Raw genomic sequence first — 24,829 nt, forward strand, 5'->3', positions numbered from 1 at the left:
CCATGACTGCGGTTGAACAGTTCGATGTGTATGAGCTTGAAAAGCAGGTAGAAAATCTTCTTCGCAGCCATGATGCGGAGAAAGTTTCGGAGCTGCTGGATGCGGCCAAGCTGAACGACATCATCAGTCTGATCGAGCGCACCTCCCTGAAGCGTGGCGCTGTGATTTTCCGCCTTCTGCCGCCGGAGCGTGCCGGCCTGGTTTTCGATGCCCTTGACCCGTACCACCAGGCTGCCATGGTGCACGCGCTGGGTAGTGATGGTGTCGGGTCTTTCTTCGAAGATCTCGGTGCGGAAGACAGGGCCATGCTTATCGACGAGCTTCCGCCCGAAGTCGCCGCTCGCCTCATGCGCGAACTGGACGAGTTGGATCAGGAGCACACCAACGTTGTCCTGGGGTATGAGCGTGGCACCGTTGGCCGCGCGATGTCACCGGAGATCGCTGAGATCTACATGGACATGACTGCCCATGAAGTCCGTGAGCTTCTGCGGGAGCAGCACGAAGACCTGGAGACCTTGTACACTCTCCCGGTCATTGACCGTGGCCGGAACGTGCAAGGCATTGTGAAAATGCGCGACCTCTTCCTTGCGGACGATGGCGTGAAGATGTCTGAGCTCCTCGTGGACACCCCCACCGTGTGCGTCACGGATGACGCGGAGGAGACCGCGCGTTGGTTCCTCCCGCTATCGCTGTTGGCGGTGCCGGTGGTGGACACCAACGGAAAACTCGTGGGTATTTTTACCTTCGACGAGGCCCAAGACATCGTTGAGAGTGAGGACACGGAGGACTCCGCCCGCCAAGGTGGTTCTGAGGCGCTGAAGGCTCCCTACCTGGCTACCCCACTGATCACGCTGGTGAAGTCCCGTATTGTCTGGCTGCTCGTGCTTGCTGTCTCTGCCACGCTGACAGTCCAGGTGCTGGACATCTTCGAGGGCAAACTGGAACAAGCCGTTGTGCTCTCCCTGTTCATCCCGCTTCTCACCGGCACGGGTGGCAACACCGGCAACCAGGCCGCCACCACGGTGACAAGGGCACTCGCGCTCGGCGACGTACACAAGTCCGACATCCTTAAAGTCATGTGGCGCGAAGTCCGCGTGGGCCTCATGCTCGGCGCGGTCCTCGGCTTCCTGGGGTTCCTCGCCGCCTGGCTGTTCTTCGGCCTGGACATCGGCATCATCATTGGCACCACACTGTTGTCCGTGTGCACCATGTCCGCCACCGTCGGTGGGGCTATGCCCATCGTGGCCAAGACCGTTGGTGCTGATCCCGCGGTGTTCTCCAACCCGTTCATCTCCACCTTCTGCGATGCAACGGGTCTGGTGATCTACTTCCTCATCGCAACATCCGTCCTGGGCCTCTAACGCCTGAATCGGTGTTCTGAGCAGGTAATTTTGCCTTCATGTCACCGTGGTGTAACGTTGTGCCTCGTTGCAAACGCTGCCACTGTGTTGAATAGTGTTGATAGCCAAGCAGCGGATGCGCCCGTAGCTCAACGGATAGAGCATCTGACTACGGATCAGAAGGTTGGGGGTTCGAATCCCTCCGGGCGCACCACAGAAAAACCCGCAATGACGTGCGGGTTTTCGTGTTTCCCCTGTGGCCGCTGGGCCCTTGAGTGCTCGCCGCCGCGTACATCTGTGTAAAGTTTTACATTGCGCCGGCAACTATCACTCAATAGAAATTGTCTACCAGGGAGTTCGTCCGAGCCGATTTTTCGCAATGTATCCGTTTACACACACCCAGCGAAGGAAAGCGACCAAGGACAACCCTCGCCCCCTTACCCCTTCATCACGCGCCGCGGTAGCAGTCAGGCTTTTTCTACTTGACCTCTAGAACACGTCGATACGCCCACCGAGCGATTCGGTCTGCTGGAGTGTTTTGACCCAGCCGGGTGCGCCGAGTTGGACGCGCATGACGGGGCGGGAAGAAATCTTGATGGGGGAGACGGACTCGAAGCGGGCGCCGTGGCGGGCGCCCATGCGGGTGGAGGCGCGGTAGCCGGCGCCGGCGAGCTGCTCGATGGAGGGGGTGGGGGCGGCGAGGGATTCGCGGGCGCTCTGCAGCAGTTCCAGCATCTCGTCGAGGGTTTTCACAACGGCATCAGCGTTGGTTTCGCACATGGCGCGGACGAGTTCAGGTTCCGTGCTAGCAACGCGGGTGGCGCCGCGGAAAGAACCGGCGGCGAGGGATTGGGCAAGCGTGCCACCACGGTCGCCGACAATGGAGAGTGCTTCCGCCAGGACGTGTGGCAGGTGGGAGACGCGGGCAACGGCTTCATCGTGTTTGGCCACGGAGACGGGGACGGCTTCGGCGCCGCAGATGCGGGCGAGTTTGCACACGTTGTAGAAGAGGTCGATCCAGTCGCGGGGGACGGAGTAGCCGGCGGCGTCGCATTCCACGGCGTAGTCATAGGTGATGGCCCAGGCGGCCCGTTTGAACATGCCTTGCTTGGAGGCGCCCCAACCAGAGTCCTCGGTGCCCGACATGGGGTGGCCACCGACGTAGCGTGGTTGCATTCCGCGTTCCTGAATAAGTTCGTAGACCCCCTGTTTCACACTGACTACGTCGGTGACACCGCAGTTCGGCGCGTACATGGCAATGGCATCGAGGATGTCAGCCACGGCGTGCATGGGTACGGCGATGATGATCAAGGCGTTGGTGGAGGAGGCACGCGACAATACCGCGGTGAGGTCATTGTGCGCATCAAAACCTTCACGGGTGGCGGCGCGCACACCAGCCTTGGTGTGGGTGTAGCCGAAGACAGTGATGTTTTCGGCCGCGAGGTCGCGCATGATGGATCCGCCGATGAGCCCTAGGCCCACGATGCAAATGGGAGGGAGAGAGCGCTGTGCGCTTGAAATTGAGTCAGGGCGGAGTTGGTCGATCACGCTGACAAGTTTTCCATAACCCGAGTAATCTCACTAGGCATGAGTGAGGCAGGCTTCGAGGATGGCTACGCGGTGACGGTTGCGCGCCGTGATGGCGGTTGGCGTGTGGCGGAGTTTAAGGACTCTTTTGAGACCTTAGATACCTCTGTCCAGGCCGTTCGGAGTTTGCGTAGTGAGGGCGCGGCGTTCGCGCTACTCAACGTGGAGGAGGAGTACCTGGTCATCGTGCGGCCAGGTCCGTCGCGCATTCGGGTGCTTATTTCTGACGCGACGATGGCCGTAGACGATGATTTTGCAGCGGATATCTGTGATCAGGCTGGTCTGGAAGTGCCGGATATTGAGCCGGATGAGCTGGATAACGTCGACGGGTGGGCCGACGGGGACTTTGCCATTTTGGAGGATATTGGCTTGTCGGAGGAGGTCCTCGCGGTGCTCGTGGATGATCCGATGGCGGAGCCGTCCGCCGTCATTGAGGCCATCGCGGAGGAGCTCGGTTTCGCTGATGAACTGGATGACGCGCTCCAGTGAGCCAGCCGCAACGTCGCGCGCAGGAGCGGATGCGCCGTGCTATTGAGGTCGCTCGCACTACGCCACTGGGCGATATTCCGGTCGGCGCGGTCATTTACGGCCCGGATGGGCGCGAGGTAGCTACGGGGACGAATCGGCGCGAGTGTGATCAGGATCCGGCGGGGCATGCGGAGATCGTCGCTATGCGTGCTGCGGCGGCTGCGCTGGGGACCTGGCGGTTGGATGGGTGCGAGCTCGTGGTCACGCTTGAGCCTTGCACGATGTGCGCGGGTGCTGCGCTGGGGGCGCGTGTGAGCTCGCTTGTTTTCGGCGCGTATGAGCCAAAAACGGGAGCAGTCGGATCGCTTATCGACGTGGTGCGGGACCCCACCCATCTTCACACCGTCGAAGTGCGCGGTGGCGTCCTGGAGGCTGAAACAGCAGGTCTGATGACGGAATTCTTTGATCGTTTGCGCTGATGAGAAGCTTCCTGTGCGGATTGACACTGAATTGTTACCCAGTAGGCAGGTGAACGTCCCTACCATGGGGCCCACTGTTACAAACGAGATTAAAGGAGAGATCATGGCTGATTTTGAAGCTACCGCTGACCAGCTCAAGGGCAAGGGCAAGGAAGCTCTGGGCAACCTGACCGAGGATAAGGGTCTAGAGAACGAGGGCAAGGCTGACCAGCTTGCTGGCCAGGTGCGCGAGAAGGTGTCCGAGGTTGGCGAGGCAGCGAAGGACAAGTTCAACGAGGTTGCTGCCAAGATCCAGGACAAGCGCGACGAGGCTTAAACTTCTTCCGCTAACGCGACCGAGGTGCTGGAGAAATTTGGTTCCCCGGTCGCGTTGCCGTTACTCTGTGTGGCGGTAGCGTGTCCGAGCGGCCGAAGGTACTCGCCTCGAAAGCGAGTGAGGGTAAAACCTCCGCGGGTTCAAATCCCGCCGCTACCGCCAGTTTTAAGAAGTTCGTGGTTTGGGTAAAATTCGGTGGATAATCGCCGTTTTTACCGCTAAACCACGAACTTTTTTCGTGTGAAGGGAGCCTTGTGGCGACGATCCTCTACCGACTGGGTAAGTGGTCCTTCCTGAACAAGTGGAAGGTCCTTGTCGCCTGGGTGATTCTGTTTGCGGCTGGCATGGCGGGCGCGTTAAGCCTGATGAAGCCGTTGTCGTCGGACTTTGCTATCTCGGGCACTCCGGCGATTGATGCGTTGGTGTCGCTGCAGAAGAACTTCCCGGATCAGTCCGATCCGGTGCAGGCCCCGGGGGTGAATCTGGTGTTCGCCGCCCCGGAGGGGCAGCGCTTAGATGAGCCGCAGAATATGCAGGCGATTGATGCCACGGTGGGTTACATCCGCGACAATCTGGATGGGCTCACGGGCACCCAACGTTTTGGCAATCCGGTTGAGGTGAACCAGCAACTCTCCGAGCAGATTGTGTCACAGATGACGCAGATGGGCATGCCCGAGGAGCGCGCCCAGGCGGACGCGCACAATGTGCGGTTGCTGTCGGATGATGCTCGTATTGGTTACACCACCTTCGAGTTCGGCGCGGAGACCTCCATGCAGGTCACCGAAGAGGAACGCGAGGTAGTCAACGAAGCGCTGCGCATTGGCCGTGACGCGGGCCTGCAGGTGGAGGCCGGTGGTCCTGGTTTTGGTGATCCGATTGAGATCAAAGCTACCTCTGAGGTGGTGGGTATCGCGGTGGCCTTCGTGGTCATGATTGTCACCTTTGGTTCCCTGGTTGCCGCCGGCATGCCGGTGATCACGGCGGTGCTTGGCGTGGGTCTGGGCACCTTCCTCACCCTTCTGGCTACCCGGTGGGTGGAGCTCAATGAGGTCACCCCGACCATGGCCGTGATGATCGGCCTGGCGGTGGGCATTGACTACGCCTTGTTCATCCTCTCCCGTTACCGGGCAGAACGCCGCCGCTTGCCTGGGCCTGAAGCAGCCGGTTTGGCGGTGGGTACGGCTGGTTCCTCCGTGGTCTTTGCGGGGGCCACGGTGTTCACCGCGCTCGTGGCGCTGGTGCTCGCCCGCATTGAGTTCCTCACTTGGATGGGTTTGTCCGCTGCTGTCACCGTGGTCATCGCGGTGCTGGTGGCCATCACTTTGCTGCCGGCGCTGATGGGGTTGCTCGGGGACAAGATGTTCGCGGCCAAGATTCCTGGCCTCGCCGGCAACCCTGGTCCAGGTAAGCGTCCAGCGAAGGACCTGAATACCCGTTCCCTTGGGCGCACGTGGATCACCACCATCAAGCGTGCCCCGGCACTGGTCATGGTGGTCGTGGTGCTCATCCTCGGCGGCTTGAGTGTCCCGGTTCTGGGTATGGAGATGTCCTTGCCGTCGGATGGGAACAGTGACAAGGACACCACCCAGCGCAAATCTGCTGACCTCATGGCGGAGGGTTTCGGCCCGGGCGTGAACTCGCCGTTCCTGCTCATCGTGGACGGCCACGGCGCTAACCCGGAGGCAGAAGCCCTTAAGCCGTACATGGATTCCATCCCGGATGAGGCTGTGGACAGTGACCAGAAGAAGGCGGCGCTGGCTTCCTTCATCTACACGATGGAGCGTGCTGGCAGCGTCAACGGCATCATCCATGCCCAGCTCGTGGGTGTAAGTGATGACATGATGGCTGCCCAGATCCTGGCTACACCGGCGACTGGTCCGGATGATCAGTACACCGTGGATATGGCTCATGCTCTGCGTGAAACGGACGCGGAGATTGAGGACGCGACGGGGGCCGACATCGGTCTCACCGGTTTCACCGCCGTCCAGATGGACATCACGGAGGAACTTGCCGCCGCGATGCCGCTCTACCTGGCCATCGTGGTGGGTCTGGCCATTGTGTTGTTGGTCTTGGTCTTCCGTTCGCTGCTCGTGCCACTCGTCGCCGGATTGGGCTTCCTGCTCTCCGTGGGCGCGGCATTTGGCGTCACGGTTGAGGTTTTCCAAAACGGTGTCACCGGCTTGGTCAACACCCCCGGCCCGATTCTGTCCTTCCTCCCGATCCTGCTCATCGGCGTCACGTTTGGCTTGGCTATGGACTACCAGGTCTTCTTGGTTACGAGGATGAGGGAGGAGTACACGCGGCGTCGAAACGCTGATGATGACGCTGATGCGATCCTCGCGGCCGTGGAACATTCGACTGTCGAAGGCTTCGTCCGTGGCGCGCGTGTGGTCACGGCTGCGGCAATCATCATGATCTCTGTCTTCGTCGCCTTCATCGATCAGCCGTTGCCGTTCATCCAGATCTTCGGTTTCGCGCTTGGCGCCGCCGTGCTTTTCGACGCATTCTTTGTCCGCATGGCCCTCGTCCCCGCCACTATGTTCCTGCTGGGCACCACTGCCTGGTGGATGCCCGCGTGGCTCGACCGCATCCTGCCCAACTTGGACGTTGAGGGCGAAGCGCTTGAGCGCCAGTTTGAATCCCAAGGAGTTCCCGCATGACCGACACCACGTTTGACGTGAGCACAACGCTTTTCGACGAGCCGGGGCGCCACGGTCGCACCGGCACCATCCACACGCCGCACGGTGATATTCAAACTCCCGCGTTCATCCCGGTGGCCACGAAGGCAACGGTGAAGATGCTCACCCCGGAGCAGGTCCGTTCTGTTGGTGCCCAGGCGATCCTGTCCAATGCCTACCACCTGTATCTTCAGCCCGGGCCCGACATCGTCGATGAGGCTGGTGGTGTCGCTGCTTTTGAAAACTGGCACGGCCCCACCTACACCGATTCCGGTGGCTTTCAGGTGATGAGCTTGGGCGTTGGTTTCAAAAAAGTCCTGGCAATGGATGTTGCTGGACTGACCGATGAGGACATCCGCGCTGCCAACAAGGAACGCATGGCGCGTGTGGACGATGACGGGGTGGACTTCAAATCCTTCATCGACGGCTCCACCCACCGCTTCACCCCGGAAGTGTCGATGCAGATCCAGCACCAGCTGGGCGCGGACATCATGTTTGCTTTCGATGAACTGACCACCCTGGTGGATACCCGCGCCTACCAGGAACACTCCGTGGAGCGCACCCACCAGTGGGCCCGCCGTTGCCTCTTGGAGCACGAACGTCTCACCCAGGCCCGCCCTAACAAACCCCTTCAGTCGCTGTGGGGTGTGGTGCAGGGGGCGCAGTACGAGGATCTGCGCAGACAAGCAACGCGTGGCCTTCTCGCCCTGGATGAGGAAGCCCGCGCTGAGGGCCGTCGTGGCTTCGGTGGTTTTGGCATCGGCGGCGCGCTTGAGAAGGAGAACCTGGGCACCATCGTCGGTTGGGTCACCGACGAGCTGCCTGCGGATAAGCCCCGCCACCTGCTGGGGATCTCTGAACCCGATGATCTGTTCACCGCCATCGAGGCCGGCGCCGACACTTTCGACTGCGTTGCCCCCACCCGCCTTGGCCGCCGCGGTGGTGTGTACACCTTGGACGGCCGTATGAATCTCATGGCCGCCCGCTTCCGCCGCGACTTCACCGGCGTGGACGAAGAATTCGGCGGCTACGTCTCGGAGAACTACTCGCGCGCCTACATCCATCACCTGCTGCGCGCGAAGGAATTCCTCGCCGGCACCCTATGCACCATCCACAACCTTGAATTCATGGTGCGGCTTGTGGACAACATCCGCGCCGCCATCGACGCCGGGGATTACGAGGCCTACCGCGACGAGTTCCTCGGGCGCTATTACGCCGGGCGCTAAAAGTGGGCTCTGTTCCCAGGGTCGAGATATCTGACAGTTTCGGCCTCGCGCCCCCGACATTTCCCCAGGTCGCTCCTGGGGCCATGTTAGATAATGCGAGCCTGGGGCTAAGCCACTACCGCGCTCGCGCGCTCTTCGGCCCGGCGCACGGCGGCGATGGTCGGGTAGGTGATTGGCAGCAGGACGACCTCCATGAGGGTCTTCCACAGAAAGCCAACCACGACGTAGTTAATAAAGGTGCCTGCGGAGTCAATGCCGATGACGCCGGCAGCGATGGAACAGAACAGCAGCGTGTCGGCGAACTCACCAACGATGGTGGAACCGATCAGACGCGCCCAGAGGCGGTCTTTGCCGAAGCGGTCCTTCATCTTCTGCAGCACCCATGCGTTGAGCAGCTGACCCACTACGTAGCCGGTCAGCGACGCCAAGATAATGCGCGGCAGCAGACCCAGGACAGCGGAGAACGTGTCCTGCATGTCGTAGAAGTCAGCGGCGGGCAACCAGATGGCGATGTAGAAGGACGCCACCGCCAGCAGGGCAACGCCAAAACCAGTGAACACAGCACGGCGAGCCACTTTGAAGCCGTATACCTCCGCGATCACATCACCGATGACGTAAGAGATGGGGAACAGGAAGAATGCTCCATCGGTGACGAGGGCTCCCAGTTCAACGCCCTTCTGTGCAGTGATATTGGAAACAAGGAAGACAGCGCAGAACACCGCCAGCAAGTATGGGTACGGGGAGCGCGCGACGGGGTGCGGATGGGGTGCGGGAGTAGGCATGCGCAATATCATTGCACACTTCGCCGAGAAGCGAATTCTTGCCGCGCGCAGGCACTATCACACGGCTACGGTTTTTCGGTTGGCGACATAGTTAGTGTCCATAGTAACCTTTATCGGCTGTAAGTCAGTTTCGTGCCAAGCGTTTCACGGCGCCGCTGGTCGATGTTTTAAGGATCGCCCCATGCCCACACGAAGAAATTCCAATCTATTTAAGAGGATGAGCACGGTCTTCGCGCTCATTTTCACAATGGTTTTGGCACTGCCCACTCCAGGTGTCGCCGAGCCAGTAGCTGAGACCGCGACGGCAGAACAGCCTGCTGGTGAGTCCGTTGTGCCAGCCACAGCTACTGCGACGGTGGAGGAGCCTGCCGACGAGCAAGCGGCAGACACTACAGAATCGGAAGAATCTGTCCTCGAGTTCGACGCACCGATTATTCCCTTTGCAACGACGGACGGATCCGCCGGCGAGCTCGGTGAGCCCGGTGAGACGCAGGCCGTTGAGGTGGGTGGCGGCAACGTCCAGTACGGCCTGCGGCTCGCCCGCGATGGCGGCGCCGGCTGTGTGATCAGAAAAGAAAACGGTTATGAACCAGGGGACAACAACGACAGGGACGGCAACATTTGTGCCGGTGACGTCGCCCATTACAGCATTGACCTCAACGTCAAAACGGTGGGCGAACCGATTACCTTCACCCTTACTCCAACCTGGCTCAGCGCCGAAGCCCGCGCGACTGGCCTGCCGGAACCCACAACTACGCCAACCCTGAAAACAGGGTCCGCTAGCTACGGCGGCGTTTCAGTCACGGTCGATGCCCAGGGCGTGGCCACCGTGACGGCGGACGCTAACGTCAACGCGACAGTTTCTTTGGAACTCACTGCCTCCATCATTAAGACTTTGGAGCTTCGCGACGGCACTAACCCGGAGGGCACCTTCAACCTTGGACTCAAGGCAGTCCAGGATGGCACGCAACTCATTACCGCGGTAGCTGACAAGAAGTTGAACGTGCTTGTTGAGCCGCGCTTTGATCAGCGCATCGTCGAACCGCTGAGCAGCCCAAACACCACAACAGTCGATGGCACAGAATACATCGGTATCAGCGCCCGCTCAGGCCTTCCTGCCTACCCTCGCGATGAGAGGCACAGTCCTGTGCCGGGTAAAGGTATCCCGAATGGGCGTATCCTGCCGATCGACCCTGAAACGATCAGCCGCTACACCCTCGTGATGCCGGACGGTGCACCGTTCAAGGCTGAGGACGTGCTCGTTTCCTATAACGGCAGTGAGTGGAAGAAAGCCAAGGTTGATGCCAACGGGAACCCGTACGTCGACGGTAAGTACGACAAGAGCAATCCGCAGTTCCGTTTCCTGATCCCCACCGAGGGGCTCCCGGGGGGTAAGACGGACTTCACTACGCGCATGGATATCGTCGATAAGCAAGGCAATCCAACGCGGATCAAGGACAGCCGTGGTGTGCCTTCCAACATTCCATCTACGGCGGGCAATCAAGCGCTTGGTAACAACGTTGCTGACCCAGGCGGCATCAGTGAATGCAGCGCTTCCACCGCTGATGAGAAGCAGGGCTTGCTTGCAGGTGAATATGGCTTCCCGAACAATAACTGTGCTAAACAGACTGTCGACCTGACCAGGTGGAAATGTAGCCTCCCCGGCGGTTGCCCTTCCGCTAAGGACGACATTGGTGTCAACTGGGTGGAAACCGAAGACGAGGGTAAGCCGGCCTTCGGAGGTAAGCAGGCACTGACCACAGCAAACGTGCGTATTAACGTCACCCCAGTTGACGTTAAGGACAACCCGACCATCTGTGCTGCATGGCAGCCGGGCACGCAGCGCGTTGTCACGCCTCCATCGAACGTCTACGTACCTACCGTGCAGGTAGGCGGTGACGGGCGGAATGACATCCACGATGCATACCCAAATGCCAAGGTGTACATCACCAAGGAAGACAAGACTAACGGTGGAAAGCCTGACTGCGCCGGCGATGAAGGCTGGGAAGTGTTCTATGACGCTGACGCTGGTGTGAAGGGCAATACCTTCGCTGAGCCTGGCAGTATGAAGCCGAATGAGATTGCCGGTATCAAAATTGTGATTCCGGGTAAGAACGTTATTCAGCGGCCAACTATTTTCCGCTACGTGGCTACAGCCGGTGACCCTCGCGTGGTGTCCACTCTGCCTACGGTGAAGGCCAAGAAGAATGATGTTGAGTACTACAAGACCATCAATTACGCGGCTACTTATCAAGGCAATGAGAAGCGCCGCGATATGCAGGACGTGATTCTTGCAGAGAAGCCAGCTGCAGGTGTCCGTGATATTTGGGGCACCCTCGGCGAGGTCCCTCTGGGGGGAATCGGCGAGCAGAAGCAGACGCTCATTACCGCCGGGCAGGTTGTTGTGAACAACGGCACCCTCGCTGCTGTGAACTCGAAGGATGCGGACGGCAACCCAACACGCGTTCACATGCGCATCTACCTGTCTAAGTGTGTGACTGCGGATGAGGAATCACTGTCTCCCGGTATGACGTATCACCGCGGTGAGATTTCCACCAACCCGAATGATTGTGCTCCATCCGAGGACAATTACATTGAGCGCACTTGGGCGTTATCGGATCAGAAGAATGAGACTGGTGATCCGAAGAATGATCCGTTCTTCCCCATTGATTGGGCCACAAAGAATGCTGATAAGTCCACTGTGTTCTTCCAGCCGTGGGACAACGGGCAGCCAAAGCCCAAGTTCACTGTCGTGACCCCGGCATGGTCTGGACCAAAACAAACCTTCGATGTGGTTCATTCTTACCGCATCACAGGTACCCCGGAGCTCAATCTTTCCAAGGCGCTGCCGGTTCTAAAGAAGGACAAAACAGTCAAGTCTGCATCCAGCCCCGATGCCTTTACGCCGGCGACGGATGCGGCGAAAGAATACACGCCGCTGATGTCCATGGCATCGTTGTCCACGCTGACGGTGCCTAACGTTCTGGCGGCCGGCTTGAGTAAGTCGACTGACGACAAACTCGTTCCGGGTAACACCCCGTTCCAGCACTCGCTTGAATTGAAGAACCTCACTGAGGCGCAGCTGGGTACCACTCAGTTCATCGATGTTTTGCCATTCAACGGTGACTGGCGTGAAACCAAGTTCAATGGCGAGTACTGGCTGAGCAAGGTCCCGGAGAACGTGGGCTCGAATACGTTCGACGGCCAGCAGATCTACTACACGTACGACGACCCGAAGACGGTGTCTGTCTGCCCCACCAACGCTAAGGGCAAGGATGACCTTGATGCATGTGTCAATGCGGCTAAGGCAACCAAGCGCGACATTGATAAGAAGCCGAGCAACACCACGTGGGCGCCGCTGACCCAAGAGGTTATTGACGCACAAGCGAAGCCGGGTGCCAAACACATTACGGCGCTGCGTTTTGAGAGCCCGTTGTTGAGCCAGCAGTCGAATGACAAGTATGTTCTGGACTTCCAACCCCACGGCAATAAGCACGGCGATAAGTACGTTAACTCCACTGGCGTGGCCACGATGCATGCAGTCCGCGGCGATTCCGCAGATGCTACGGGTCTTGGTGCGTTGCCTGTGCCACAGCCGGATCCTGTCAAGACTGAGGTCTATGCCGCGTCAATCTCGGGCACCGTTTACCAGGACGTGAACCGGGACGAGAAGCAGCAGGATAATGAGAAGAAGCTGCCTGGCTATACCGTGACCCTCTACGAGGTCGATGAGAACGGTGAGATCAAGAAGGGCGAGAACGGCGAGCCTGTTGTTAGTCAGACCGCCACATCCGATTCGAACGGTAACTACTCGTTTGAGGCTGTGAAGCCGGGTAAATACCGCGTGGTTGTGAGCCCGCTTAAGGAGACTGATATCAACACTGAGGCAGGCAAGGGCACTGCCGGTTCCTGGAACGGTGAGGTCATCGACGTGACCGCGCCCACCCCTGAGAACTACGACCCCAGCAAGCCTCAGGTCCACCCCGACTATGACTTCGGTGTGTACCAGGCTGAGCCGAAGATCACGCTGAAGAAGACCGTTAACGGTAAAGAGTCGGATCAGCTGGCGCTTGGCGCTGAGGCGAAGTTCGTCCTAGCCGGTGAAAACAACGGCAATGTTGATCTTGAGCAGGTGAAGCTGGTTGACGCGTGGGTTGAAGGCAAGGAACCGCTTGACCTGACGTGTTCCATCACGCCGAAGGCTGGTGGCGAATACGCAGGTAACGCTACCGAGGATCTCCTTGGCGGCACGGCCAAGCTTGCCGTGGGTGACACCTATGAGTGCTCCGGCACCTACACCGTTAGCCAGGAAGATATTGACAACCAGGCAGAGATGCCTAACGACGCCAACGTCGAAGGCAAGTACCCGTACACCTCCGCCACGACCGGCGAGCCAAAGGAAGAGCTCGTCAAGGCCGACAGCAAGGCAACCGTCACGGTGCCTGAAGCTAAGCCGGCGCTTGATGTGACGAAGACGGTTGATGGTCAGAAGTCGGTTGAGAAGAAGGCCGGTGAGACTGCTGCGTGGAAGATTGTTGGTAGGAATACTGGTGATGTCACGCTGCATAATGTGAAGCTGACCGATGAGTGGACCGGTGGTGACATTGAGTTGACGTGCAAGATCGGTGAGGACGTGGTTGATGTTCTGGCCGGTAATGTGACGTTGCCGGTGGGTGCTGAGTTCACCTGTGTGGGTGAAAGTGAGATCACTCAGGATCAGGTTGATGCTGGTGACGCTTTGCCGAATAAGGTCACGTTGACTGGTTCTTCGAAGCCGGAGGGCGGCGAGGAGCTGAAGTCTGAGGACACCGCGACTGTGACGGTGCCTGATGCTAAGCCGGCACTTGAGCTGGTTAAGACTGTTGACGGTCAGAAGTCGGTTCTGAAGAAGGCCGGTGAGAAGGCCGAATGGAAGATCACCGGTAAGAACACCGGCAACGTCACGCTGTACCTCCTGCAGCTGACTGACGAATGGACCGGTGGCGACATTGATCTGACCTGCACCATGGACGGGGAAGAAATCGATGTGCTGGGCGGTAAGGGAACTTTGCCGGTCGGTGCTGAGTTCACCTGTACTGGTGAAAGTGTGATCACTCAGGAGCAGGTTGATGCCGGTAAGGAACTGCCGAACAACGTTACGTTGACGGGCACTTCGAAACCGGAGGGTGGCCAGAAGGTCAGCGCGAAGGACACCGCGACTGTGACGGTGCCGAAGACCGAACCGTCGCTCTCACTGCAGAAGACTGTGACGAACTGGTCTGAGGATGCTGAACCGCTGACTGTTGGTGACACGATTGAGTACAAGTTCATCGTGTCCAACAACGGCAACGTGACCGTTAAGGATGTCAAGGTTGAGGATCCGCAGGTCGATAACCTTGATTGTGGTGACAGCAGTACAACGCTGGCGCCGGGTGAGTCGCTTGAGTGCACTGCGTCGCATGTCCTGACCGATGAGGACGTCAAGGATAAGACCGAGTACGTCAACACGGCTAAGGCCACCGGTTCCACGACGCCGGGTGATCCGGTTGAGTCGAACGAGGACGAGGCCAAGGTCAAGCTTGGTACTCAGAAGCTGGAGCTGAAGAAGGCAGTCCAGGACAAGAAGGACAGCTACAAGGTTGGTGAGAAGGTCACCTACGTCTTCACCGTGACTAACACTGGCAAGCTCACCTTGAGCAACATCAAGGTTGATGATGAAATGCTCAAGGAAGCCAATGTTGACGTCACCTGTGAGGAGACCACCCTCGCACCGGGTGCTTCCACCACCTGCACCTCCGGTGAGTACACCGTGACTGAGGCCGATGGGGTCGCCGGTGAAGTGGTGAACACGGCCGAGGCCACAGGCTCCACGCCAACGGGTAAGCAGGTTAAGTCGAACGAGGATAAGGCAAAGATCAAGGTAGAGAAGCCGAGCAAGCCGAAGCCTCCTACGCCTGGCAGCCCGATCGATCCGACGCCTGGCAACCCGAACCAGCCGGGTGGCCCGACCCCGGGTGAGCCCGGCCAGCCGCCACAGGTGAATGCTCCGGAGGCTGGTGAACCTGGCAAGCCGCAGGATCAGGGCGGTGAGAAGTCGTCCCTGGCTCGTACGGGCGCTAGCGTTATCGGCGCTGTGCTTGCAGGTCTGGCACTGGTAGCCGTTGGCGGAATGCTGGTGTTCGGAAGCCGCAGGCGCCGTAACTAAAGCGCAACTAGTGTGCAGTAGCTAACCAGCTGCGCTAACGCGCAAGGGCCGGTAGCACCCGATGAGGTGCCGCCGGCCCTTTTGCGTCTACCCCGAAGCATGTGTAGTGGCACAGCTCCGATTGATCAACAACGTTGAGCGCTCATTAAAAGTGAGCGCCATCGGGGGGGCTAGTGCAGGCTTTGCTGGGTGGTCTGGTGTGCGCGGCGCAATATCATTGCAGGCATGCAGTACTCACAATCCGCCGGCCGTTATGCCCCGAGTCCGAGTGGGGATCTCCACTGTGGCAATCTTCGTACGGCGCTTCTCGCGTGGCTGTTTGCGCGGCAGTCGGGCCGGGCGTTTTACATGCGGGTGGAGGATATTGATTCGGAGCGTTCCAGCATGGAGTCGGCGCGCCGCCAAATGGAGGACCTCGCGGCGTTGGGTCTTGAGTGGGATGAGCCGGTGGTCTACCAGCATGAGCGGGGTGCCGCGTATGCGGAGGCGCTGGCCACGCTGGACACGTATGAGTGTTACTGCACCCGCCGCGATATCCGGGAGGCTGCGTCCGCGCCGCATGTCCAGCCAGGGATGTATCCAGGCACGTGCAGGGATCTCACAGAAGAGCAGCGTGCTTATCGACGTTCCCAGCTCTCCTCCCAAGGCCGCCTCCCCGCCATCCGCCTGCGCGCACACGTAGGGGAGTGGACCGTCACCGACTATTACAGGGGTGAGTTCACCGGCCCGGTCGATGACGTGATTCTGAAGCGTGGCGGAAACGTGAAACAAGCGCAGGCAGGGGACTGGGCGTACAACCTCGCCGTCGTGGTGGATGACGGTTACCAGAACATCGATCAGATCGTACGGGGCGATGATCTTCTGGGTTCCGCGCCTGCGCAGGCGTATCTAGCGCATGAGCTGGGACTGCCCCAACCGCAGTACGTGCATGTTCCGCTGGTGGTGAACGCGAAGGGGGAGCGGTTGGCCAAGCGCGATGGCGCGGTCACGCTGCGGGAGATCCTGGAGGGTAACCCGGGTTCTACTGTGGCTGACGTACTTGGCCAGCTCGCTGCCTCGCTTGGCATTGAAGGCGTGACCAGTGCTGATGGGCTGCTGGAAAGGTTTGATCCTCGTGCACTGCCCCTTGAGCCCTACGTCTGGGCGTGAAAACAAAAATTCCCCCAGCCGCATGGGCTGAGGGATTTTGCGGAGGATGTGGGATTTGAACCCACGAGGGTCGTGAAACCCGCACGCGTTCCAGGCGTGTGACATAGGCCGCTAGTCGAATCCTCCAAGCGACTACCTGCTTGCGCAGTGTCGAGCTATCACTTTAGCGGATGGGCCGGAGGGGACAAAATTGGTGGTTGGGGTGGGCGTCGATAAGCGAAAAGGGTGATTTTTGAAGACGGTGAGAGGAACTACTACACTCGGGCGCAGGATCTCACGCGGTGCTTATCTTGTGAACTCCCCCAGGGCGGGAACGCAGCAAGGGTCAACGAGCTCTGGCAGGTGCGTGGGGTCCCCTTATTTTGCCCACAGGGGGTAGGGGTGTGGGCGTGGCGCATGTACTCTGGGCGGAGTAAATGAATCCACTCCAAAAGGAAGTGATCCCATGTCCTTGCTTGATTTGGATACCGCTGCGCGCGAAGAGCTCACCACGAAGGTACGGGAAGAGTATGAGGCGCTGAAGGCCCGCAACCTCAACCTTGATTTGACGCGCGGTAAGCCGTCGACGGAGCAGCTGGATCTGAGCGATGATCTGCTGGAACTGCCCGGTAAGGACACGTATGTGGACGCCACGGGCACAGACGTGCGTAATTACGGCAACCTGCAGGGCATTAAGGACATCCGTGAGATCTGGGGTGAGCTCATTGGTGTGCCGGCGGAGAACCTGTATGCGGGTGATGCTTCCTCGCTGAATATCATGTTTGACCTGATCAGCTGGTCTTACGCTTTTGGCAACAATGACTCGCAGCGCCCGTGGAGCGCAGAGGAGACCGTGAAGTGGATCTGCCCAGTGCCGGGGTATGACCGCCACTTTGCCATCACCGAGAAGTTCGGATTTGAGATGATCACGGTGCCCATGCTCGAGGACGGCCCGGATGCGGATGCCGTCGCGGAGCTAGTCAAGGACCCGGCAGTCAAGGGCATGTGGGTTGTGCCGATGTTTGCTAATCCGACGGGTGCCACCGTGTCCGAGGAGGTTGTGCGCAAGCTCGCCTCGATGGAGACAGCAGCGCCAGACTTCCGCATCGTGTGGGATAACGCGTATGCCGTGCACACCTTCACAGAGGATTTCCCGCCGATTATCGACGTCCTTTCGGCCTCCGCCGAAGCCGGCAACCCGAACCGCTTCTGGGTGATGAGCTCCACATCCAAGATCACCCACGCTGGTGCCGGTGTGGCTTTCTTCGCCGCCTCCAAGGAGGACCTGGACTGGTACGCCTCCGTCGCGGGTATTCGCGGCATTGGTCCGAACAAGATCAACCAGCTGGCACACGCGAAGTTCTTTGGCAGCGCGGATGGTGTGCGCGCTCTCATGCAGAAGCATGCGCAGATCCTTGCCCCCAAGTTTGAGGCAGTGCTCGAGATCCTCGAACGTCGCCTGGGCGAGTACAACGTCGCGCGATGGACCACCCCGACTGGCGGCTACTTCATCTCCCTCGACGTCATTGACGGCACCGCCACCCGCGTGTGGGAACTCGCCCGCGAAGCCGGCATCACGCTGACCAAGGCCGGCTCCGCCTTCCCGAAGGGGGAGGACCCGAATGATCGCAACATTCGCCTTGCGCCCTCGCTTCCGCCTATCGACGAAGTCCGCACCGCCATGGACGGCGTAGCCACCTGCGTCCTGCTCGCCGCACTGGAGAAGCTCGAAGCCTAATGGCACCCGAAGAAAGACTCGAGTGGCTCACCAGTGTGCTGGGCCCACTCGACGTGGCAGATGCCGGCGGTGGTTTCCTCATCGGCGTGTCTACCGATGTCCCCGCTGCCGTAAGCGTGGGCTTTAGCGATGTGGACAGTGGCCTGATAGTGGACGGGCCGGATGCTGATTCTGAGCACCCGACGGACGTGCGCTGTGAGATCATTTGTGCCGCGTCCGGCGCCAGCCCTGAACAGCGCGCCATCGCGGTAGCAAGAGCATGGCACGCACTAGTGGATACCAACACACCCGCCCAGCCGGAGACATTCCTGCCGGGGCTAGTAGATGACCCGGCACTGGCCATCCACCACGGCCTGTTGCGTGAACCGCAGATCTTCGACCGCGGCACGCCGATGGTGACTGAGCCCGGTCGTATGACGCTGCTCTTGGAACTGGTGCTGCTCACCGATGGGGAGTACTCCATCGCCGCTGAACAGGGCCTTGACGTGCTAGAGCGCCGCTTACGCCGCCGCAGCACGGACCTGGGGGACTGGAACCGCGATTAGGCCATCTGACGCTACTAGCTGATCCCTCGTTCAGACAGGTACATGAGGATCGCGCGGACGCGGCGGTTCTCCTCATCCGGTGTGAGACCGAGTTTGGCGAAAATACTGGACACATGCTTGGCCACCGCGGCGCCAGAGAAATAGAGCTTCCCGGCGATCTCGGCATTGGACAGGCCTTCGGCCATGAGCTCGAGGACCTCGCGCTCGCGTGGGGTGAGCGTGGTCAGCCAACGTGAGCTGGCGGCCATGAGCTCACTGGCGACATCGGGGTCGATGACCACGCCACCGCTGGCGACGGTCTCGCATGCCTGGACGAAGTCTTTCACCTCGGCAACGCGGTCTTTGAGCAGGTAGCCGGTCCCGCCGTCGCCACCGGAGAACAATTCGCGCGCATAAGCAGGCGCGACATATTGGGATAAGACGAGCACATTGACAGGGCCCTGCTCGCGCAGCGCGAGGGCTGCTTGGAGTCCATCGTCGCGCATGGTGGGTGGCATGCGGACATCAGTGATGACCAAATCGGGGGAGTGCGCCGCCACGGCGTCCGGTAGAGCCGCGGCATCCCCAACCTGCTCAACGACCTCGTGGGCGCGCCGAGTCAGCAGACCCGCGACACCTTCGCGTAGCAGAGCGGAATCATCAGCGATCACGATCTTCATGGTGCAAGTCCACTTTCTCCTCGGTACAGCAGCAACGGTATCCGTGCGGTGATGGTGGTAGGTCCACCGTGGGGTGAATTCACCTCTACGGACCCGCCGAATGCAGCGATGCGTTCTCTCATGCCGTCGAGTCCGCCACCATGGACAATGCGAGCGCCACCGTCGCCGGAGTCAGTGACTGCCACATTCAACGTGTGATCGCAGGTGATCAGCACGCTGACGGACGCGCCAGGGGCATGCTTTGCGGCATTGGTCAGGGCCTCGGAAGTGAAGAAATAGGCGGCGGCGAGGACGGAGTCGTCGATAAGCGGAAGAGGGTGCGGAGCACGGACGGTGACGTGCGGGCCGTATTTGGCAGCGGCGGTTTCGACGGCTTCGATAAGTCCGCGGTCCGTCAGTTCGCGCGGGTGAATCCCGTGCACGGTGCGGCGCAGGGCATCGAGGCCGTTTTTGAGGTCGCGGGCGGCGGCGTCGAGAAGCGGGGAGTCGGTCTCAAGCTGTGCTTCGCCGAGCTTCATGGCAGCGGCCACGAAATATTGCTGCGCGCCATCGTGCAGGTCGCGCTCAATGCGCAGGCGCTCGATCTCGTACGCTTCCGCAATTTTGCGCCGGGACGCCGTGAGCTGGTGAATTGCTCGCGCCGCCTCGCGCTCGTGGTTCTTCTTCCGCCACATGCACACGAGGGTAGCGGGGTAGTGCTAGCACTACCCGTATTTGGGAGCCTGCGCCATGGTGGCGACGCGCAGCAGGCGGTGAAATGGAACCATGCTTGAACTGAACGACATCACTAAATCATTCACCCAGCAACGGGTCCTCCAAGGCATCAGCCTGAACATCGCGCCCGGCGAATCTGTCGCCATCATGGGCCCGTCCGGCTCCGGCAAGTCGACGCTGTTGCACTGCATGTCGGGGGTGCTCGTGCCCGACCACGGTGAGGTCCGCTTCACCGGGCGCGATATCGCACAGCTTAACGACGCAGACCGGTCCCAACTCCGCCTCGACCACTTCGGCTTCATCTTCCAGGACGGGCAGCTCATGCCTGAGCTGACTGCGAAAGAGAATGTGGCGCTGCCGCAGATCATGCGTGGTGAATCCCGCGCGAAGGCTCACGCGGAGGCTACAGACATGCTCACCCGCCTGGGCTTGGGGGACTATGTGAATCGCTTCCCAGGCCAGCTCTCCGGCGGGCAGAGCCAGCGCGTCGCCATTGCGCGTGCCCTGGCTGGTCCGCCATCCGTGGTCTTTGCCGACGAGCCGACCGCCGCTCTCGACCAGGCCACCGGCCACGAGGTGATGCAGCAGATCACTGCTGTTGCACAAAAATTCGGAGTGACGCTCGTGCTGGTCACCCACGACCCGAAGATCGCCCAATGGTGCGACCGCCGGATCGAAATCCGCGATGGCCTCATCCACTCCGAAGGCGCCACGAAGGCGGTGCAGGCATGAGCGCAATGACACTGATGACCGCTGCGCAGTCCTCCTCCAGTGAGGGCCGCGCACAACGCCAGACCGGCGAACGTTGGGTCCGTGCCTTGGCGCTCGTGGCATTCTCGGTGTCCACCTGGATCCTGTGCACCCTGGCTGCCGGAACATGGATGTTCGCGCAACGCATGTGGCACCCGCATGAAGCGGTGAAAGCCATCGAAGCAGACCTCGGCGGTCCAATTACATTGAGCTACGTCTTCCTCGCTCTCTTCGCATCACTACTGGTGGTACCAACCTTGCTCGGCCTGCTTACTCAGGCTGCGCGTGCGAATCTCGGCGGCCGCGAAGGGCAGTTGGCGATCCTGCGCCTGATCGGTGCGACCTCCGGCCAAGTGCGCGGAATGATGATTCTCGATGCGTTGCGCCAGGCACTTGTCGGCCTCGGGGTTGGCACTGTGCTGTACCTGGTCAGCGTTCCGGCGTGGTCGCTGCTCACCTTCCAGGAAAAGCAGATCAGTACCTGGGAGATGTTCACCTGGTGGGTCGTGCCTGTCGCCTGGATCGTGGTGCTCGCTTTAGCCGCCGCGTCCGTGTGGCTGGCTCTACGCCGCGTGGCCGTTACCCCACTGGGCGTGACCAAGAAGACTCCGCCAAAGGGACAAAGCTTGATCACCCTGGTCAGCTCTGTCGTGGCCATGATTGTCTTGTACCGTTACTTGAGCGCGCTAACGCTCGCCCCGGGGGCCGATGCCGCCGAATTCATCATGGTGCTCGTCATCGTTGCCGGTGTGTTGACGGTCAACGCTCTCATCGCCGTCGGCGTGATCCAGTTGATCGCCCGATTCAGCTACCTGCTTCCTGGCTCCGCCAACTACGTGGCCACTCGTCGTGTCGGACGTGGTGCAAAGACAACGTGGAAGCGTGTCGCGGCGTTGTACTTCCTTGCATTCACCGCTGGCTTCTGTAGCTGGATTTCTGCCCTTCCAGAAGTGGAAGAGGATCCGGCCCTAAAGATGATCACCGTCGATATTCCCGCTGGTGTGGCCCTCACCGCGATCTTCGGTGCCATTCTTCTCGTCGCCTCTACACTGCTTACTCAGGCATTGGCAGTGGTGGAGCAGAAACATTTGACCAAGTCCCTCTACTTCATTGGTGCGCCCGCGAAATACCACACCTCCGTGGCCATCCGGGAGATCGGCGTACCGATGGCCCTGGTCACCCTATTGGGCTTCGGCATGGGCAACCTGCTGGGCTCCGTCATGGTCGCCGTTCCCGTCGACGTGTTACCCCAGCTCACCCTCTTCGCAGCGCTGATCTTGCTTGTGCTCGCAGGCTGCATTGCCGCCGTCGCCGCCACGGGCAAGCTCCGCGAGCGGGTGCTGGCCGAGACCGGTCGCCTCAACGACTAGTGCCTCGCTGCTGTGTATGAACTGATCTGCATGAACTAGACCGCATGAACTGAGCAAATCTAGAGTGCTTTGGCCTTGAGCCAAGAGTCGGGCGAGTATTCCTATTCGAGGAGACGTGAATATTGTGGACGGGCTTTCATAGAGTGGATGAGCAGCTCGTCCCCGTCTTCTGCGACTACAACGACCGTCTCAAGGAGCCTGGCATGTGTGTCAAAGCCGAGTCTCAGTTCTCTCCATTGGGTCGTTTCATCGTCGAGTGGCTAGACCCATATGGGGTTCGAGGCCGCCTGAATGCCATCAGATTCTGTGATGCCATGTTTGGTGGCGGACTTCGCACATCTCATGCTGCGGTGAAAGCTTCGATTGCTTGGCGGATGAGCTCGGACCGGGTCAGGTTCTTCTTGGTGGCGAGATCATCGAGTGCTTTCAGCTCATCGTCAGTAAGGCGAACAGCAACGACCTGTGCTGGGGTCATTCCCCGTCCCGGGCGTCCGCGGCCGCGCTTCTTTAGAAGCTCTGGGTCGTAACCGATTTCGGCCTCCGCAACCCAAGCGTCGATTTGTTCTTGGCTGGCGTTCACAGGCATAGGAATACTGTATAACGAAAATATCTGCGTAGGCAATGCCCGTTTACGGACAGGCCCACGTTGCGTGTCCTAGGTGCCTAGTAGGGTGAGACCGTGGCTTTGTACCGGAAGTATCGCCCAGCCTCGTTCGCCGAGATGATTGGGCAGGAGCAGGTGACCCGCCCGCTGTCCACAGCGCTGGACAATGGGCGTGTTAATCACGCTTATTTGTTCTCGGGGCCGAGGGGCACGGGCAAGACGTCGTCGGCACGCATTTTGGCGCGTTCATTGAACTGTGCGGAAGGCCCGACATCAACGCCGTGTGGCGTGTGCCCGTCGTGTGTGTCGCTCGCGCCGGGTGGGCCGGGCAACCTTGATGTGACGGAGATGGACGCCGCCTCGAACGGTGGCGTGGATGAGATGCGTGAGCTGCGCGAACGCGCCTATTTCGCTCCGGCGGAATCGCGCTACCGCGTGTTTATTATCGACGAGGCCCACATGATCACCGGCGCGGGCGCGAACGCCCTGCTCAAGATCGTGGAGGAGCCGCCGGAGCACCTCGTGTTCATTTTTGCCACGACGGAGCCGGAGAAAATCATCGGCACCATCCGTTCGCGCACCCACCATTACCCGTTCCGCCTGCTCACGCCGCAAGCGATGCGCCAACTCGTGGAGCGCACGGTCGCCGCGGAAGGCGTCACCGTCGACGAAAATGTCTACCCGCTGGTCATCCGCGCCGGTGGCGGGTCGCCGCGTGACACGCTGTCCATCCTCGACCAACTCCTCGCCGGAGCGGGCCCCGAGGGGCTCACGTATGAGCTCGCCTTACCGCTCCTTGGGGTCACTGACCTCTCGCTTATCGACGCCACCGTGGACGCCCTCGCCTCCCACAACGCCGCCGCCCTCTTCCAGACCGTCGACGATGTCATTGAGGCCGGCCACGAACCCCGCCGCTTCGCCATCGATCTGCTGGATCGCCTGCGTGACCTGATGATCATTCACGCCGTCCCGGACGCCTTTGGTCAGGGCCTCGTGGATGCACCCACCGACCGCGCCCAGATCCTCGCCGCCGAAGCCGACAAATTCCCCGGCAACCAGCTCGCCGCCCTGGCCACCGAGGTCAACGAGCGCATCACCTCCCTCCGCGGCGCCACCTCCCCGCGCCTGCTCCTAGAGATCATGATGGCGCACCTCCTCGGCGTCGCCGCCGGTACGCAAGCCCCAGCAGCAATCACCGGCCTGGAGGAAATCCGCGACGCCTCCGCCGCCGCCACCGGTGTGGGCGACCAGCCCCGCGGTGCCGCCGCTGCCTTGGCCGCCGCAGCCGCCGTCCAAGCCACCGTAAAGCCGGCATCCCAGTCCACCCCCGCCCCGCGCGAGGCGCCCAAACCGGCACCTGCGCGGACGCCTGAACCTGAGCCCGCGCCATCGCCTGAACCTGCGCCTGCGCCGTCGCCTGAGCCTGCACCTCAGTCGGCGCCCGTCTCCGCTCCAACTCCGGAGCCGACACCCGAGCCCACATCTGCACCCCAGGCAGAACCGTCCCAGCCTGAGGCCGATCCAGGTGAGGACTTGATGCAGCGCATCCACAAGGAATGGATCACCCTGCGACAGTTTGTGGGTGAGCGGAACAAGGTCGCTGAGATCATGCTTGCCGAAGCCAAGCCCTTAGGTCTGGACGGCACCACCTTGGTGGTGGGCCACAACACCGGCGCGTTGGCAGAACGCATTAACTCCGAGCACAACAACAAGGACATCGTCGCTGCGCTGAGCGAGAAGCTCGGCACCACTATCGCTGTGCGTTGTGTGGTGGGTACGGACCCAAAAGCAGAGGGCTTCAGTCCGGCAAAGGATGAGCCGGCGGCATGGAATCCGTTGGCTTCCCCGGCTGAAGCAGAAGTAGCGGAATCGCCTCAGAAGCAGGAGCCAGCACCCAGCCCAGTACCCGCTGAAACGGGTGCCGCGGCCGCCGCTGCGGCTGCAGCTGATGCCGCCAAATCCACACCGGCCGATCGATGGTCCCGCCCACCGCGCCCGATTGGTGGGGACGAGCTGACGCCAGCCCATTTCAGCGATGGTGCGCCGCTGCCCCCAGAGCCCACGGACCCGGATGAGCCGAGCGAGGCGCCGGAACCCGAGTACACCCGGGAAGACGAAGAGCGCGACATGGTGGACCAGTCGATGGAAGCCGGGGAGCTTGACCGGCGCAACCCGACCGAGGTTGCTATGGACTTGCTGGCGGAGGAACTCGGCGCGCGGCCACTGTAAAACAGCCGGTACACTAGTGCGCAGATCAAATA

The 24,829-nt window shown here is 60.6% G+C and carries 18 protein-coding genes, 3 tRNA genes and 1 other RNA gene; 16 read left to right on the top strand and 6 right to left on the bottom strand.

Annotation, left to right across the window (positions count from 1 at the left end; genetic code table 11):
- Positions 1-2 precede the first annotated feature (2 nt).
- Complete coding sequence (gene mgtE / locus QP968_RS06995; protein WP_284855702.1) at positions 3-1,361, top strand: magnesium transporter; 1,359 nt, start codon at positions 3-5, stop codon at positions 1,359-1,361.
- 117 nt (positions 1,362-1,478) lie between these two features.
- Positions 1,479-1,554: transfer RNA gene (locus tag QP968_RS07000), tRNA-Arg, on the top strand.
- Between the two features lie 275 nt (positions 1,555-1,829).
- Here QP968_RS07000 and QP968_RS07005 read toward each other — a convergent pair.
- A complete protein-coding gene (locus QP968_RS07005) occupies positions 1,830-2,861 on the bottom strand; it encodes a prephenate dehydrogenase (protein WP_284855768.1) in 1,032 nt (343 codons plus the stop codon).
- Between the two features lie 66 nt (positions 2,862-2,927).
- Between QP968_RS07005 and QP968_RS07010 the strand changes: the two genes are divergently transcribed.
- The 6 genes from QP968_RS07010 to tgt all read left to right on the top strand — a co-directional run bounded on the left by QP968_RS07010 (position 2,928) and on the right by tgt (position 8,094).
- Positions 2,928-3,416 (top strand): tRNA adenosine deaminase-associated protein, encoded by a 489-nt coding sequence (locus QP968_RS07010; protein WP_284855704.1) that lies wholly within the window; start codon positions 2,928-2,930, stop codon positions 3,414-3,416.
- 29 nt (positions 3,417-3,445) lie between these two features.
- A complete protein-coding gene (locus QP968_RS07015; protein ID WP_284855769.1) occupies positions 3,446-3,874 on the top strand; it encodes a nucleoside deaminase in 429 nt (142 codons plus the stop codon).
- Between the two features lie 103 nt (positions 3,875-3,977).
- Positions 3,978-4,190 (top strand): CsbD family protein, encoded by a 213-nt coding sequence (locus tag QP968_RS07020; RefSeq protein ID WP_284855705.1) that lies wholly within the window; start codon positions 3,978-3,980, stop codon positions 4,188-4,190.
- A gap of 74 nt (positions 4,191-4,264) precedes the next feature.
- A tRNA-Ser gene (locus QP968_RS07025) sits at positions 4,265-4,352 on the top strand.
- A gap of 92 nt (positions 4,353-4,444) precedes the next feature.
- The gene (locus QP968_RS07030; RefSeq protein ID WP_284855706.1) at positions 4,445-6,850 is read left to right on the top strand and encodes an MMPL family transporter; all 2,406 of its coding nucleotides are present in this window, start codon (positions 4,445-4,447) and stop codon (positions 6,848-6,850) included.
- Positions 6,847-8,094, top strand: coding sequence for a tRNA guanosine(34) transglycosylase Tgt (gene tgt / locus QP968_RS07035; protein ID WP_284855707.1), 1,248 nt, complete (start codon positions 6,847-6,849; stop codon positions 8,092-8,094). Before QP968_RS07030 ends, tgt begins: the two co-directional genes overlap by 4 nt.
- Positions 8,095-8,201: 107 nt before the next feature.
- On the opposite strand, the gene QP968_RS07040 is transcribed toward tgt, so the two are convergent.
- A complete protein-coding gene (locus QP968_RS07040) occupies positions 8,202-8,876 on the bottom strand; it encodes a queuosine precursor transporter (protein WP_284855709.1) in 675 nt (224 codons plus the stop codon).
- A gap of 217 nt (positions 8,877-9,093) precedes the next feature.
- Here QP968_RS07040 and QP968_RS07045 point away from each other — a divergent pair, with 217 nt between their 5' ends.
- A complete protein-coding gene (locus QP968_RS07045) occupies positions 9,094-15,060 on the top strand; it encodes a CLIPPER-2 domain-containing protein (protein WP_284855710.1) in 5,967 nt (1,988 codons plus the stop codon).
- Positions 15,061-15,285: 225 nt separating this feature from the next.
- Positions 15,286-16,209: a tRNA glutamyl-Q(34) synthetase GluQRS gene (gluQRS, locus tag QP968_RS07050; RefSeq protein WP_284855711.1), complete on the top strand. Its 924-nt coding sequence runs from the start codon at positions 15,286-15,288 to the stop codon at positions 16,207-16,209.
- Between the two features lie 40 nt (positions 16,210-16,249).
- Here gluQRS and QP968_RS07055 read toward each other — a convergent pair.
- Positions 16,250-16,335 (bottom strand) — tRNA-Ser (locus tag QP968_RS07055).
- A gap of 139 nt (positions 16,336-16,474) precedes the next feature.
- Here QP968_RS07055 and ffs point away from each other — a divergent pair.
- From ffs to QP968_RS07070, 3 genes are all read left to right on the top strand, one after another.
- Positions 16,475-16,573, top strand: an RNA gene (gene ffs, locus QP968_RS07060) — signal recognition particle sRNA small type.
- Positions 16,574-16,654: 81 nt separating this feature from the next.
- A complete protein-coding gene (locus QP968_RS07065; protein WP_284855712.1) occupies positions 16,655-17,926 on the top strand; it encodes an aspartate aminotransferase type Ic in 1,272 nt (423 codons plus the stop codon).
- Positions 17,926-18,471 (top strand): suppressor of fused domain protein, encoded by a 546-nt coding sequence (locus tag QP968_RS07070; RefSeq protein WP_284855714.1) that lies wholly within the window; start codon positions 17,926-17,928, stop codon positions 18,469-18,471. The genes QP968_RS07065 and QP968_RS07070 overlap by 1 nt, the downstream gene beginning before the upstream one ends.
- 14 nt (positions 18,472-18,485) lie before the next feature.
- On the opposite strand, the gene QP968_RS07075 is transcribed toward QP968_RS07070, so the two are convergent.
- Both QP968_RS07075 and QP968_RS07080 read right to left on the bottom strand, forming a co-directional pair.
- The gene (locus QP968_RS07075) at positions 18,486-19,130 is read right to left on the bottom strand and encodes a response regulator transcription factor (protein WP_284855715.1); all 645 of its coding nucleotides are present in this window, start codon (positions 19,128-19,130) and stop codon (positions 18,486-18,488) included.
- A complete protein-coding gene (locus QP968_RS07080; protein WP_284855716.1) occupies positions 19,127-19,804 on the bottom strand; it encodes a sensor histidine kinase in 678 nt (225 codons plus the stop codon). The genes QP968_RS07075 and QP968_RS07080 overlap by 4 nt, the downstream gene beginning before the upstream one ends.
- Before the next feature lie 91 nt (positions 19,805-19,895).
- Between QP968_RS07080 and QP968_RS07085 the strand changes: the two genes are divergently transcribed.
- Together QP968_RS07085 and QP968_RS07090 are read left to right on the top strand one after the other, a co-directional pair.
- Positions 19,896-20,576 (top strand): ABC transporter ATP-binding protein, encoded by a 681-nt coding sequence (locus tag QP968_RS07085; RefSeq protein WP_284855717.1) that lies wholly within the window; start codon positions 19,896-19,898, stop codon positions 20,574-20,576.
- A complete protein-coding gene (locus QP968_RS07090) occupies positions 20,573-21,964 on the top strand; it encodes an FtsX-like permease family protein (protein ID WP_284855718.1) in 1,392 nt (463 codons plus the stop codon). The genes QP968_RS07085 and QP968_RS07090 overlap by 4 nt, the downstream gene beginning before the upstream one ends.
- A gap of 340 nt (positions 21,965-22,304) precedes the next feature.
- Here the strand turns inward: QP968_RS07090 and QP968_RS07100 are convergent, their stop codons facing one another.
- Positions 22,305-22,550, bottom strand: a complete 246-nt coding sequence (locus QP968_RS07100) for a ribbon-helix-helix domain-containing protein (RefSeq protein ID WP_034665859.1) — start codon at positions 22,548-22,550, stop codon at positions 22,305-22,307.
- Between the two features lie 93 nt (positions 22,551-22,643).
- Here QP968_RS07100 and QP968_RS07105 point away from each other — a divergent pair, with 93 nt between their 5' ends.
- On the top strand, positions 22,644-24,797 hold the full coding sequence (locus tag QP968_RS07105; RefSeq protein ID WP_284855720.1) for a DNA polymerase III subunit gamma and tau: 2,154 nt from the start codon (positions 22,644-22,646) through the stop codon (positions 24,795-24,797).
- Positions 24,798-24,829 lie beyond the last annotated feature (32 nt).

Origin of the sequence: Corynebacterium sp. MSK041 (assembly GCF_030232265.1) — a bacterium.
Classification (GTDB): domain Bacteria; phylum Actinomycetota; class Actinomycetes; order Mycobacteriales; family Mycobacteriaceae; genus Corynebacterium.